The organism is Pseudorhodoplanes sp., assembly GCA_032027085.1.
Classification (GTDB): Bacteria; Pseudomonadota; Alphaproteobacteria; order Rhizobiales; family Xanthobacteraceae; genus Pseudorhodoplanes.
Genome location: JAVSMS010000001.1, coordinates 527,278 through 541,390, shown reverse-complemented (window position 1 = coordinate 541,390; position 14,113 = coordinate 527,278). Strand labels below are relative to the sequence as shown.

The 14,113-nt window shown below is 63.4% G+C and carries 10 protein-coding genes; 8 read left to right on the top strand and 2 right to left on the bottom strand.

Annotated features, from left to right (window positions below; translation table 11 throughout):
* Positions 1 to 136: 136 nt before the first annotated feature.
* The 4 genes from glyS (at position 137) to RO009_02630 (ending at position 6,715) form a co-directional block, all read left to right on the top strand.
* Entirely contained in the window at positions 137 to 2,392 is a 2,256-nt protein-coding gene (gene glyS, locus RO009_02645; protein MDT3683926.1) for a glycine--tRNA ligase subunit beta, read from the top strand.
* A 298-nt stretch (positions 2,393 to 2,690) separates the two neighbouring features.
* On the top strand, positions 2,691 to 2,834 hold the full coding sequence (locus RO009_02640; GenBank protein ID MDT3683925.1) for a DUF3096 domain-containing protein: 144 nt from the start codon (positions 2,691 to 2,693) through the stop codon (positions 2,832 to 2,834).
* Positions 2,831 to 5,638, top strand: a complete 2,808-nt coding sequence (gene ppdK / locus RO009_02635) for a pyruvate, phosphate dikinase (protein MDT3683924.1) — start codon at positions 2,831 to 2,833, stop codon at positions 5,636 to 5,638. The genes RO009_02640 and ppdK overlap by 4 nt, the downstream gene beginning before the upstream one ends.
* A gap of 114 nt (positions 5,639 to 5,752) precedes the next feature.
* On the top strand, positions 5,753 to 6,715 hold the full coding sequence (locus tag RO009_02630; GenBank protein ID MDT3683923.1) for an alpha/beta hydrolase: 963 nt from the start codon (positions 5,753 to 5,755) through the stop codon (positions 6,713 to 6,715).
* Positions 6,716 to 6,725: 10 nt separating this feature from the next.
* On the opposite strand, the gene RO009_02625 is transcribed toward RO009_02630, so the two are convergent.
* Together RO009_02625 and RO009_02620 are read right to left on the bottom strand one after the other, a co-directional pair.
* Positions 6,726 to 6,911 (bottom strand): hypothetical protein, encoded by a 186-nt coding sequence (locus RO009_02625; protein ID MDT3683922.1) that lies wholly within the window; start codon positions 6,909 to 6,911, stop codon positions 6,726 to 6,728.
* A gap of 2 nt (positions 6,912 to 6,913) precedes the next feature.
* Positions 6,914 to 8,266 (bottom strand): PAS-domain containing protein, encoded by a 1,353-nt coding sequence (locus RO009_02620; protein ID MDT3683921.1) that lies wholly within the window; start codon positions 8,264 to 8,266, stop codon positions 6,914 to 6,916.
* A gap of 224 nt (positions 8,267 to 8,490) precedes the next feature.
* Here RO009_02620 and RO009_02615 point away from each other — a divergent pair, with 224 nt between their 5' ends.
* The 4 genes from RO009_02615 to RO009_02600 all read left to right on the top strand — a co-directional run bounded on the left by RO009_02615 (position 8,491) and on the right by RO009_02600 (position 14,012).
* Positions 8,491 to 10,521 carry a TRAP transporter fused permease subunit gene (locus RO009_02615; protein MDT3683920.1) on the top strand — a complete coding sequence of 677 codons (2,031 nt, stop codon included), beginning with the start codon at positions 8,491 to 8,493 and terminating at the stop codon, positions 10,519 to 10,521.
* 12 nt (positions 10,522 to 10,533) lie between these two features.
* Entirely contained in the window at positions 10,534 to 11,505 is a 972-nt protein-coding gene (locus RO009_02610) for a TAXI family TRAP transporter solute-binding subunit (protein ID MDT3683919.1), read from the top strand.
* Between the two features lie 216 nt (positions 11,506 to 11,721).
* Positions 11,722 to 12,000 (top strand): hypothetical protein, encoded by a 279-nt coding sequence (locus RO009_02605; protein ID MDT3683918.1) that lies wholly within the window; start codon positions 11,722 to 11,724, stop codon positions 11,998 to 12,000.
* Positions 12,001 to 12,164: 164 nt separating this feature from the next.
* Positions 12,165 to 14,012 (top strand): cell wall hydrolase, encoded by a 1,848-nt coding sequence (locus tag RO009_02600; protein MDT3683917.1) that lies wholly within the window; start codon positions 12,165 to 12,167, stop codon positions 14,010 to 14,012.
* Positions 14,013 to 14,113 lie beyond the last annotated feature (101 nt).

Below are 14,113 nucleotides of genomic sequence, written 5' to 3'. Positions count from 1 at the left end.
GAATGTCGCGCTGGACGCCATCCCTGTGTGGCTTTATGGCTGGCCGCCTCAGCATTCCCGTCAAGGTTGACGTGTAACTCACCCCAGCCGCCGGCGGCGGCGACCTTCCTTTCGGGGCAGGGTAAGAGAAAAGAAGATGCCCGACCTTCTGCTCGAATTTTTCTCCGAAGAAATCCCCGCGCGCATGCAGCCGCGTGCCGCAGACGATCTGAAAAAGCTGGTCACCGATCGCCTGGTCGAGGCCGGTCTCGTCTATGAGGGCGCCAAAGCCTTCGCGACGCCCCGGCGCCTGGCGCTTGCCGTGCATGGGGTGCCGGTGAAGCAGCCCGATCTGAAAGAAGAGAAGAAAGGCCCGCGCGTCGGCGCGCCGGAGCAGGCGATTGCCGGCTTCCTGAAGAGCGCCGGCCTCTCCTCGCTCGATCAGGCGAAGATCGAGAAGGACCCGAAGAAGGGCGAATTCTATGTCGCGGTGGTGGAGAAGAAGGGCCGCGACGCGATCGAGGTGATCGCCGAATTCGTGCCCGACATCGTGCGCAATTTCCCCTGGCCGAAATCGATGCGCTGGGGCGCGGAATCGGCGAAGCCCGGCGCTCTCAACTGGGTACGTCCGCTGCACGCCATTGTCGCGATGTTCGGCCCGGAGACCGAAGACCCGCAGGTGGTGAAATTCGAGGTCGGCGGCATCGCCTCCGGCTCCACCACCTATGGTCACCGCTTTCTCGCGCCCGGCGCAATCGAGGTGCGCCGCCAGGACGACTGGATGGCAAAGCTGGAAAAGGCGAAGGTCATCGTCGATCCGGCATGGCGGCAGGAGATCATCCTCACCGAAGCGAAGAACCTCGCCTTCGCGCAAGGGTATGAACTCGTCGAGGATGCGGGCCTGCTTCAGGAAGTCGCCGGTCTGGTCGAGTGGCCGGTGGTGCTGATGGGAAGCTTCGACGAAAGCTTCCTCGCGATCCCCGACGAGGTGATCCGCGCCACCATCCGCAACAACCAGAAATGTTTCGTGGTGCGCGACCCGCAGACTGCGAAGCTGGTCAACAAGTTTGTCCTCGTCTCCAACATGGACGCCACCGACCATGGGGCGGCCATCGTCGCCGGCAACGAGCGGGTGATCCGGGCCCGCCTGTCAGACGCCAAGTTCTTCTACGAAACCGATCTTAAAGTGCCGCTTGAAGCGCGCCTGCCCAAATTCGAAAACATCATCTTCCACGAGAAGTTGGGCACCCAGGCTGAACGCATTGAGCGCATTGCGCGGCTGGCGGTGGAACTCGCCCCGCTCGTCAAGGCCGATCAGAAGAAGGTTGAACGCGCGGCGCGGCTCGCCAAGGCCGACCTTCTCACAGAGGTTGTCGGTGAATTCCCCGAATTGCAGGGGCTAATGGGGAAATATTACGCCGAGGCGCAGGGCGAGGACGAAGCGGTCGCGCATGCCTGCGAGGATCACTACAAGCCGCAGGGGCCCAACGATCTGGTGCCGGCCGATCCGGTGTCGATCGCGGTCGCGCTCGCCGACAAGATCGACACGCTGGTCGGGTTCTGGGCGATCGACGAGAAGCCAACGGGATCGAAGGATCCTTACGCGCTGCGACGGGCGGCGCTGGGGGTAGTTCGTCTAATAGTAGAAAATGGCCTGCGAGTGCATTTACTTGAAGTGTTTTATCGCGCGACGTTCCCAGTTGTTGGACGGCAATATTACGAGGAGGCTGCGAAGCCTGTTGAAGTTGTTGAAGTGAAGGATTTGGCGCGTCGATTGGGCAGCGAGGATTTGGAAGGCTACGCCGACAAAGTTGCTGCTGGAGTAAAGGCTGTCGATCCCCTTGAGGACATGGTTCCTGGCCATGAGTCCGTCGGCAAGGAAATTGCAGAACAGTTGCTGATATTCTTCGCCGATCGCCTGAAAGTCCAGCTCCGCGATCAGGGCGCGCGGCATGATCTCGTGGACGCCGTGTTCTCGCTGGAAGGTCAGGACGATCTCTTGATGATCGTCCGCCGCGTCGAGGCGCTCGGCAAATTCCTCGACACCGACGACGGCAAGAGCCTGCTCGCCGGCACCAAGCGGGCGACCAACATCATCCGCATCGAGGAGAAGAAGGACAAGCGCGACTATACCGGCGCGCATGATGCGGCGCTGTTGCAATTGCCGGAAGAGAAGGCATTGGCGACCGCCATCGCAGAGGCGCAGCGCGAGGCGGCTGCGGCGGTCGAGCAGGAAGACTTCGCTGCCGCCATGACCGCGATGGCCAAGCTGCGGCCGGCAGTCGATGCCTTCTTCGACAAGGTGACGGTGAATGCCGACGACAAGGCGCTGCGCGAGAATAGGCTGAAGCTGCTCAACGAAATCCGCGAAGCGACGCGCGCCGTGGCGGATTTCTCGAAAATTGAGGGCTAGCTTCTTTCACCTCTCCCCGCTGCGCGGGGAGAGGTCGGCGCGCAGGTAAATTCTATCCGAGTGCGATGGTCTTGACGTGCGCCGGGTGAGGGGCCGTGCAATGCCCCTCACCCGGCTCGCACCTTGCAGGTGCTCGCCACCCTCTCCCCGTAAGAACGGGGAGAGGGAAGACTCCCGCAGCGGGGAGAGGTGAATAAGCGCGCCGCGACCGCACTCCGAGAATCAGGCCTTATGCGGCCCCGGCGGAACCTCCCGCCCGGTTGCGCCGTTCCGCCTGCACATTCGGAGATCCATTCCCATGACCATCACCATTGCCCAGTTGCAGCCGATCGTTGCCCTCATCGCCGGCATCCTGATCCTGCTGGTGCCGCGGCTGCTCAATTTCATCGTGGCGATCTATCTGATCCTGGTCGGCCTGCTGGGGCTCGGCATTTTCCGCTGAAAAAAGCCGAAACCTCTGTAAATTCAGGCCCGGCCCTGACTTTTGTTCCGGTTGAAAGAACGTCCAAATCCGGCCTAAGACAGGCCGGGTTTTGGCACTGCAACAGGACGGGCGTGATGGCGAAGTGGGTCTATACCTTCGGCGACGGCAAGGCCGAGGGGAAATCCGAGATGAAGAACCTCCTCGGCGGCAAGGGCGCGAACCTCGCCGAGATGGCCAATCTGGGGCTGCCGGTGCCGCCGGGCTTCACCATCACCACCGAGGTCTGCACCTATTATTACGCCAACGACAAAAGCTACCCGGCCGAACTGAAGCAGCAGGTCGCGGACGCGCTCGCCGCCACCGGCAAGATCGCCGGCCGCAGGTTCGGCGACGCCAAGAACCCGCTGCTGGTGTCGGTCCGCTCCGGCGCCCGCGCCTCGATGCCGGGCATGATGGACACCGTCCTCAATCTCGGCCTCAACGACCAGACCGTCGAGGCGCTGGCCGAGCAGGCCGGCGACCGTCGATTCGCCTACGATTCCTATCGCCGCTTCATCACCATGTATTCGAACGTGGTGCTCGGCATCGAACATCACCACTTCGAGGACATCCTCGAGGAATACAAGGACGCGGGCGGCCACACCCTCGACACCGACCTCTCCGCCGAGGACTGGATCGAGATTGTGAAGCGCTACAAGGCGCGCGTGGAGCAGGAAAGCAGCAAGCCGTTTCCGCAGGACCCGCAGGAGCAATTGTGGGGCTCGGTCGGCGCGGTATTCGGCTCGTGGATGAATGCGCGCGCCATTACCTATCGCCGCCTGCACAACATTCCGGAAAGCTGGGGCACCGCGGTCAATGTGCAGGCGATGGTGTTCGGCAATATGGGCGACACCTCGGCGACCGGCGTCGCCTTCACGCGCAACCCCTCGACCGGCGAGGGCAAGCTCTATGGCGAGTTCCTGATCAACGCGCAGGGCGAGGATGTCGTGGCCGGCATCCGCACCCCGCAAGAGATCACCGAGGAGGCGCGCAAGGAAGCGGGCTCCGACAAGCCCTCGCTGGAGGCGGCAATGCCGCAGGCCTTCGCGGAACTGCAGCGCTTCTATGCCTCGCTCGAAAAGCATTACCGCGACATGCAGGATCTCGAATTCACCATCGAGCAGGGCAAGTTGTGGATGCTGCAGACGCGTTCCGGCAAGCGCACGGCGAAGGCCGCGCTCCGCATCGCGGTCGAACTCGCCAATGAAGGCCTGATCACGCAGGACGAGGCGGTCACCCGCATCGACCCGGCCTCGCTCGACCAGCTCTTGCACCCGACCATCGATCCGAAAGCCGATCGCAAGGTGATCGCGACCGGCCTGCCGGCCTCGCCAGGAGCTGCCTCGGGCGAAATCGTGTTCTCGTCGGACGAAGCCGAGACACTGAAGGCGCAGGGCAAGAAGGTGATTCTCGTTCGCGTGGAAACGTCGCCGGAAGACATTCACGGCATGCATGCCGCCGAAGGCATCCTGACCACGCGCGGCGGCATGACCTCGCATGCGGCGGTGGTTGCGCGCGGCATGGGCAAGCCTTGCGTCTCCGGCGCGGGCTCGCTGCGCGTGGATTACAGCAAGAACACGATGACGGTCGCCGGCCAGAGCTACCAGAAGGGCGATGTCATCACCATCGACGGCTCCACCGGGCAGGTGCTGGCCGGCCAGGTGAAGATGATCGAGCCGGAATTGTCGGGCGAATTCGCCACCTTGATGAGCTGGGCCGACAAGCTGCGCAAGCTCGGCGTGCGCGCCAATGCCGACACACCGGCCGACGCGCGCACGGCGCTGAAATACGGCGCCGAAGGCATCGGACTGTGCCGCACCGAGCACATGTTCTTCGAAGCCGACCGCATCCAGGCGGTGCGCGAAATGATCTTGGCCGACGACGAGAAGGCGCGCCGGGCCGCGCTCTCGAAGATTTTGCCGATGCAGCGCAGCGACTTCATTGCGCTGTTCGAGATCATGAAGGGGCTGCCGGTTACCATTCGCCTGCTCGATCCGCCGCTGCATGAATTCCTGCCGCATGGCGACGAGGAGATCGCGGAGGTTGCCAAGGCGATGGGCACCGACCCGCAGAAGATCAAGACGCGCGCGGCGGAGCTTGCCGAGTTCAACCCGATGCTCGGCTTCCGCGGCTGCCGCATCGCCATTGCGTATCCCGAGATCGCCGAGATGCAAGCGCGCGCGATTTTCGAGGCGGCCGCCGAGGCCGGCAAGACAACCGGCCAGCCGGTGGTGCCGGAGGTGATGGTGCCGCTGATCGCGACGCGCGCGGAGTTCGATCTGGTCAAGGCGCGCATCGACGCAATGGCGGAGGCGGTGTCGACCGAGAAAGGCGTCACGCTCGACTATCAGGTCGGCACCATGATCGAATTGCCGCGCGCCTCATTGCTCGCGGACAAGATCGCCGAAGGCGAAGGCGGCGCGGAATTCTTCTCCTTCGGCACCAACGACCTGACGCAGACCACCTTCGGCATCAGCCGCGACGATGCGGCAAGCTTCCTTACGCCCTACACCCAGCGCGGCATCCTGCCGGTTGATCCCTTCGTCTCGATCGACCGCGAGGGCGTCGGGGAGCTGGTGAAGATCGGCGTCGAGCGTGGCCGCCGCGTGCGGCCCGACCTCAAAGTCGGCATCTGCGGCGAGCATGGCGGCGATCCGGCCTCGGTCGCGTTCTGCCATGAGGTGAAGCTCGATTACGTGTCCTGCTCGCCGTTCCGCGCACCGATCGCGCGGCTCGCCGCGGCGCAGGCCGCACTCGGCAGGGAGATCGCGAGCCAAGCCTGACCCGGCGGCTTGCGCAAGTGCACTGCCATTGCATGCAAGCTATGCGCAGCATGTCAATTCTTGCTGCGCCAAATCTCGGCCTGTAGCCTTCATCAAAACATGATGGAGGATAACGTGCGCCTGAGAACAATCTTTGCCGCCTTTATGTTGCTCGCGCCGACGCCTGCGATGGCGCAGATGGCGGCCATGCCGCAGGAGCTGCAGGATCGGCTTGCGGAAATCGGTCCGAACTGGGGCAAGGACATCCGCGGCAACATCGCCATCACCCAGAAGCTCTACATGCCGCTGCTGCAGGCAGCGCCGCATGATGGCGTCGATGTCATGCGCGATATTTCATATGGCTCGCATGCCCGCAACAAGCTGGACGTGTTCAAGCCGAAGGACGCCAAGGGCCTGCCGGTGCTGATCTTTCTGCATGGCGGCGCCTATGTCGCCGGCGACCGCAACGTGACCGACGAAATCTACGGCAACGTGCCGCTCTATTTCGCGCGCAACGGCATGCTTGGCATCAATGCCACCTACCGGCTGGCGCCAGAGGCGAAATGGCCGGCTGCCGCCGAAGATGTCAAAAGCATCATTCAATGGATCAAGAAAAACGCCGCGCAATATGGCGGCGATCCAGAGCGCATCTATGTCATCGGGCATTCGGCGGGCGCTACGCATATTGCGACCTATCTGTTCCACAAGGACATCCGCCCGGAAGGAAAGCCGGAGATTGCGGGCGCGGTGCTGATGAGCGGCCGCTACCACTTCGATCCAAATCCGAAGGATCCCAACCTGGCCAATTTCCAGGCGTATTTCGGCACCGATCGCTCGCGCTACGCTGACATGTCGCCGATCACACATATCAAGAGCGCGCCGGCGGTCCCGCTTTTCGTCGTGGTCGCGGAATACGACAATCCCGATCTCGACACGCAGGGGGCGCTATTGCTGGCGGAATTCTGCAAGCGCGACCGCGCCTGCCCGAAATTCACCCGCATGGAGCATCACAATCATCTGTCGATGGTCTATCAGTTCAATACCAAGGATGAACTGATGGGGCGGGAAATCCTGGCATTTATCAAGCGCGGCAAGTGAAGCGCCTGGGTCACATGTCCTGCGCATCGGCGTCCGCCGTCTGGGACGGGCAGATTGACGGCGAGGCGATCGCGCGCCAGGCCTGATGCTCGGCCATCGCGGTTTTCCAGCGCGGCGGTTGCTGCGCACCGAGGCGCGGGCGGTAAATGTCCGCCGGCTTCAACGGCGGGCGGCCAGGCTGTTCTGTCATGTCCATGGTTACACCGCCACCTTGGCGAGGAAATCTTCAACTTCGGAACGCACGTTGCTGACCGCCTTTTCGACCGAGGCGGCCGCGGTGAGAACCGTCTCCGCCGATTGCCGCGTGCCGGTGGCCGCGCCGGCCACCTGATCGAGCACGCCGACGACATCGCTTGTGCCCTGCGCGGCGCTGGTGACGTTGTGGGAAATCTCCTGCGTCACTGCGTTCTGCTCTTCCACGGCAGCGGCGACCGCGGAGGCGCAGGTGTCGATTTCCTGCATGCGGAGGGTGATGCGGGCAATGGCGTCCACCGCATTTCCGGTCGAAGCCTGCACCGACAGGATTTGCGCTGTGATGTCTTCCGTCGCCTTCGCCGTCTGCACCGCGAGGGATTTCACCTCGGAGGCGACCACCGCGAAGCCGCGGCCGGATTCGCCCGCGCGCGCCGCTTCAATCGTCGCGTTCAGCGCCAGCAGATTGGTCTGGCCGGCAATGTTGCGGATCAATTCGACCACGTCGCCGATCTTCTGCGCGGCGTCGGCAAGACCCTTGATGCCTTCGTTGGTCGCGCGCGCTTCCTCCACGGTCTGCCGCACGACGCCGGTGGTCTGCACCAGTTGCCGGCTGATCTCGTCGATGGAGCTTGCCATCTGGTCCGCCGCGGTTGCAGCGGTGGTGACGTTGATCGAGGCTTCATTGGATGCCTGCAGCGCGCCTTGAGCCCGCTGCGAGGTCTGGTCGGAGGACGAGAACAGCACCGCCGCGGTGTCCTTCATCGTGCTGGTGCTGTCCTTGACGCTGCGCAGCAGGGTCTCGATGCGCTCGTTGAAGGTTGCAATGGCAGCGTCGATGCGTTCCCGGCGCTGCTCATTGGCAGTGAGGTCGGCCCGCTGATGTTCCAGGATTTGCCATTGCGTGATGTCTTCATGCGTCGCGACCAGCGAGCCGTCGGGCAATGGCTGCTCCGAGATCGAGATCGTGCGGCCATCGTCAAGGTGCACGGTGTGCACGCTGGCCTTTTGCGAGGCGACGCGTTCGCGGATCGCAGCGACGTATTTCTGGATGTCCCCCTTGAAGTGGCCAATCTCCGCGCGGTGTCGAAGGACGTCGTTTATCGAGACGCCGGGCTTCACCCGATCCGCCGACATGCCATACATGTCGAGATAGCGATTGTTGCAGACCAGAAGACGCATGGCGGAATCCCAGACACACAGGCCCTGCGTCATATTGGTCAATGCAAAGGTCAGGCGAATATTCTGCCGTTTCAGCCGGTAGCAGCTGCGGACGAAAGCCGCGGCAGCAATCAGCAGAAGGACCGAAATCCCCGCGCTCACCAGATTGGCTTCGCTGGACAAGAACGCGTCGGCCATCGAACCTCACCCGTTGCAACATCCCGAAAATTTCTACCTTGGGCCAATTGCCGCATGGTTAACCGGCCTCTTTTTGAGGGATTTTCCGGGTCTTTCCTTCGCTACCAACGGCGGGTGTTCGCCTGTGCCTTCGCATGCTAGCTTCCGGCCCAAGACGATGCCGGCCGGGCAGGCGGCATAGAAGCGGGGAGAACCCGCCCAAGAGGGACAATCCAGGGGGAAGAATGACCCAGCAGCACGACCGGGTGACGGATTCTGTGTCGCCGGAGGAGCTCGAAGGGCTCCACAAGGCCGAGGCCCTTGTCGAGCAGGAAGAAGGGCTGACCAACCGGCTGTCGGGCTGGGCGGGAACTGTCGTGACCACGATCGCGGTGGCGATGTCGCTGTTCCACCTCTACGCGGCCTACCGGATCGTCCCCACCCAGGAACTGCGCTACACCCACGTCGCCTTCGTGCTGGTGCTGTGTTTTCTTCTATTCCCCATGGCGCAGCGCTTTCGCAACCGCATCCAGTGGTGGGATGTGCTGCTCGGCGCGGCCGCCGTGGGCATCCTTGCCTATGCCATCGTTGGCGGCGAGGACTTTACCGATCGCGCGATGGTTCCCGACCGGCTCGACGTCGTTCTGGGTGTGATCTTCATAGCGCTGCTGATCGAAGCGTCGCGGCGCACCATCGGGCCGATCGTGCCCATTATCGCGCTTCTGTTCATCGCCTATGCGCTGGCGGGACCATATCTGCCGCCGCCGTGGAATCATCGCGGCTACGATCTGTCGTCGCTTGTCGGACACCTGTTCATCACGCTGGAAGGCATCTTCGGCGTGCCGGTTGACGTCTCCGCGACCCTGATCGTGCTGTTCTGCATCTTTGGCGCATTCCTTCAGCATTCGGGCGCAGGGAAATTCTTCATCGACTTCTCGATGACCCTGATGGGGAACAAGCCCAACGCGGCCGGACGCACGGTGGTGCTGTCGTCCTTCCTGCTCGGCGGACCGTCGGGCTCGGGCGTTGCGACCACCGTCGCCATCGGCGCCGTCGCCTATCCGATGATGAAGAAGTCGGGCTTCGAGCGGAATGCCGCCGGCGGCCTGCTCGCCGCCGCGGGCCTCGGCGCCATCATCTCTCCGCCGGTGCTGGGCGCCGCGGCCTTTCTGATCGCCGAGTTTCTCAAGATCGGCTACCTCGACGTGATCTGGATGGCGACAATCCCGACCTGTCTCTACTACCTGTCGCTGCTGTTCATGGTGGAGATTGACGCGCGGCGGTTCGGAGCGCGCGGCGAACCATTTGTTCCGGACATGTCGTTGGGGCAACTCACCCGCCGCTACGGCTTCCACTTCGTTTCGCTGATCTCGATCGTGGTCTTCATGGTCTGGGGCTATTCGCCCACAACCTCGGTCCTCTATGCCACCGCGCTCACCTTCGTGATGAGCTTCATCACGCGTGAGACCGCGTTGATGCCGAAGAAATTGACGCGCACGCTGGCCGACGGCTCGATCCAGACGCTGACGGCGGCGACCACCTGCGCCGTGGCCGGCATCATTGTCGGCGTCGTCACGCTGACCGGTCTCGGCCTGAAATTCTCGGCCATCGTGATCGATTACGCCGGCGGTTCGCTGCTGCTGACCGCGATCTATACCGCGCTGATCGTCTGGATCATCGGTCTCGCGGTGCCGGTGACGGCGTCCTACATCATCTGCGCGGTGATCGCGGCGCCGGCCCTGATCAAGCTGGGCGTGCCGGACGTCGCCGCGCACATGTTCATCTTCTATTACGCGGTGCTGTCGGAAGTCTCGCCGCCGACCGCGCTGTCGCCCTTCGCGGCGGCGGCGATCACCGGCGGCGATCCCTACAGGACGACGTTGCAGGCCTGGAAATACACCCTGCCGGCCTTCCTCGTGCCCTTCGTGTTTGTGCTCGATCCGCAGGGACTTGGCCTGCTACTCAAGTTGCCGGCGGGCGGGAGCTGGGTCGACATCGCGATGATCACCGTGAAAACCGCACTGGGGCTCGCGGCGCTCGCCGCCGCCGCGCAGGGCTGGGCGCTTCGCCGCGCCACGCCGGTGGAGCGCGGCCTGCTGGTGCTGGCGGGCCTGCTGCTGGTGTTCCCGAGCCTCCTCGAAGCATTGGCGGAAGCCCTTACCGGGCGCGATATCAGCTACACTGCGGCATTTGGCATCGTGATCGCGCTCATTGTAATCTTTAAACAACGCGTAACACCGGCAGCATCAGCGGCCAAAACGGCCAGCCGGTCATAGGGAGGAAGTGGAATGAAACGCAGCTTTGTCATGGGTGGATATCTGGCAGGACTCGCCTTGGGCGCCGTCCTGTTCGCCGGCACTGCCACTGCCCAGACCAACATCGCCATCGCCACCGGCGGAACCGGCGGGGTCTATTATCCGATGGGCGGCGGCATGGCGAACGTGCTGTCCAAGCATCTGCCCAATGTGCAGGCCACCGCGCGCGTGACCGGCGGCTCTGTCGACAATCTCAAGCTGATCGGCTCCCAGCAGAGTGAAGTCGGGCTGGTGATGGTGGATGCCGCACTGAACGCGCTCAAGGGCGAGGACAAGTTCAAGGGCAATCCCGTCGAGGTGCGCACGCTGATGGTACTGTATCCGAACCGCATGCATGTGGTGACGGTCGACGGCACCGGCATCACCAAGATGTCCGACCTCAAGGGCAAGCGCGTCTCTACCGGCTCACCCGGCAGCGCCACCGAAGTGATGGCGTTCCGCGTGATCGAGGCCGCCGGTCTCGACAAGGACAAGGACATGACGCGCGAACGCCTCGGCGTCGCGGAATCGACCAACGCGCTCAAGGATCGCAAGATTGACGCCTATTTCTGGGTTGGCGGCTTGCCGACGGCGGCGGTCACCGATCTCGGCGCATCGCCGGGCGTTAAGCTGAAGCTCGTCGACACCGCCGACCTGACCGAGAAGATGAACGCCAAATACGGCAATCTCTACAGCAAAGGGGTGATCCCGGCGAAGACCTATCCCGGCCAGGACACCGACAACAAGATCGCGGTGGTGCAGAACATCCTGGTCGCCAGCGCGAAGATGTCGGACAAGGTCGCCTACGACATCGTCAAGACTCTGTTCGAGAAGCGCGACGAGGTGGCAATGGCGCATGGCGAAGCCAAGGCGATCGTGCTCGACACGCAGAACAACCAGAACACAACCATTCCGTGGCATCCCGGCGCCGCGAAATACTTCAAGGAAAAGGGCGCCAAGATGTGAGCGATTCACATCGCGCCTGATGGAACGGCCTCGCTTTCGCGGGGCCGTTTTGTTATCAGCGCCAAACCTTGTGCCGTCATCCTGAGGTGCGAGTGAGCGAAGTGAACGAGCCTCGAAGGATGACGGGCAATGTCCGCGCCGTCGCCCTTCGAGGCCATCGCTTCGCGATGGCACCTCAGGTGACGGAGAAGATCAGAATGCCGACTTCTTTCAACCATGCCGCTCGATCGCAAATTCTATTTCTTCATGGCCATCGTCGGCATTCTTGCCGGATTGCTCCTTGCGCGCTCGCCGGAGGCGCGCGACTTCGCGGTCAGGCCGGTTTTCTGGATGCTGATCCCCGTCGCGAGCTTCGACCTGTTCAGCTACCTGCGCGGATACGCCGCGACCGGCGGCATGCTTGGCTTCAACGCGCGACTGCTCGGCTTCGCCATCGGCATCATCTGGATGATGCTGATTCCCTATCTGGCTGGCGTGCCAGTGCGCGTGCTCTGACACGCGCGCGCCGCAATCCTTGACAAAGCGTTTACCGCCACGCCATCGCGGTTAACACGATCGCAAGGATAATCCGACAAATTTAACGGCCTGCGCGGCGCGTTTGCTGCCGCGTACCTGCGTTGCGTTCTGGTCGCGTCGGTCGCGTTGCGTGGAAGTAAGGTATGAGTGCTTCGCGTAAGAGGCCGAAGGGCGCCTTTCGACGTCCCTTCGGCCTTTTCATGTCCTGCATCATCCTGACGCCGACATCGGTCGGGCATCAGGATCTCGCCTCGCTGATTGCCCGCCAGCCGGGCGTCGCCGAGCGCGGTCGCCAGCATATCCGAAGCGCGCCCAGCCTCACGGCGTTGCACACCGCGACCTTCTCGTTTCCGCGTCCCCTCGGCACCATGATCCCCGATGCGCCGGGCTATCAACTGGCGAGTCTCGATCCGCGTGCAGCGGGTGTCACCGGCGCGATCCGCAAGAGCGATCCTTTCTATGATCCCTTCGCCGAGCGCGCGGCGCCGCCTGCACCGCGCTACGAATTTCCGTCCGTCGACCGCCGCCTGAAAGGCGATCTCCTGGTGCGCCGCGATCCGCAACCGGCCCCGCCAACCCCAAAACCAAAGCCGCGCAAGCTGCGGGATCTCGCGGCGCATGAACCCTTCGCCATTCCGCAGAAGCTGATCGTCGAGGCCGAGCGCGTGCAAGCGCGGCGCGCGGCTGCGGCAGAGAAGGCGGCGCGCCAAGCCCGCGAGGCGATGCTGGCGATCAGGCAGCCGGCCGAGAACGAGCCTTTCGCCATAGACGAAAGCGAAATCGTCGCGGCGGCGCGGATCGAAGCGCAGCGGCTGGCCGACAGCCAGACCGCGGACCGGCGTGAAGCCGCGGAAGGCCGGACCACGGAGGCGGCGGAAACGCGGACAGCGGAGGCGCCGGCTGTAAACTACCCGCCGGTCACGGCCTGGGCGCAGCCCGAGGTGGAGCCTTTTGCGATTTCGGAAGACCTGATCGCCGAAGCCGAGCGCATCGAGATGGCGCGCAATGACGAACAGACCGCGCCGGAGACTGTCCCCGTCGAGATTGCGGCGGTGGCGGATGGCGACACCGCAACCGAAGCCAGTATTCCTGTCGTCGAGAACAACCAGATCCTCACCGACGAGGAACCGCGCGACGACGACACCGCCGACGTCAAGCTCGCGCAGCCCGACAATCCTGCGGTGGAGATGGCGAAGCTTTATTTCGGCGCCGACAGTTTTGGCGCCACGCATGGCGGACTTGAAACCTACCAGCCCGGTGAAGCGCCGATCCTCGTGCCACCCGGCAAGGTCGATCCCGACATCAAGCTGTCGGCTTTGACCCCGCCTGCGCAAATGCCGGATTACAAGCGGGACGACGAGGCCTCCGACAAGGACAAGGTCGCCAAGCCCGGCGTGACCAACGAAACGATTGCGCCCAAGGGCGAGGTTACCGGCGAAGGCAAGCGTCCGCGTACGCCCGCCGAGCGCCTGGGCCTCACCGGCGCGAGCCGCGCCAAGCAGGAGCGGTGCCTGACCAACGCGATCTATTTCGAGTCACGCGGCGAGCCCGAGCGCGGCCAGATGGCGGTGGCGCAGGTGGTGATGAACCGCGTGTTCTCGCCCTATTATCCCGAGACCGTGTGCGGCGTGGTCTACCAGAACGCGCACAAGCACAATGCCTGCCAGTTCACCTTCGCCTGCGACAATGTCCGCGACGTCGTGACCGAGCCGGAAGCGTGGGAGACCGCAAAACGCATTTCGCGCGACACGCTGGACGGCAAGATCTGGCTGCCTGAAATAGGCAAGGCGACGCATTACCACGCGACCTATGTCAGCCCGTGGTGGAAGCGGACGATGAACAAGTACAAGACACTCGGCATCCACATCTTCTATCGTCCGAAGCGCTGGGGCGACGGCTCCGACGAGCCGACCTGGGATCCGACCGAAGTCGAGGCCACCGGCTCGATCAAGGCGCCTGACAAGTCGCATGCGCAGGCGTTTAACAAGTAGAGAGGGTTCGCTCGCCTTGACCCGTCGCCCCTAAGGTGCGGCGCGCAGCTCCGAGTTTCGAAGGGCAAGGGCCGTTGCGTGCCAATTCGGGCCGCCATCCT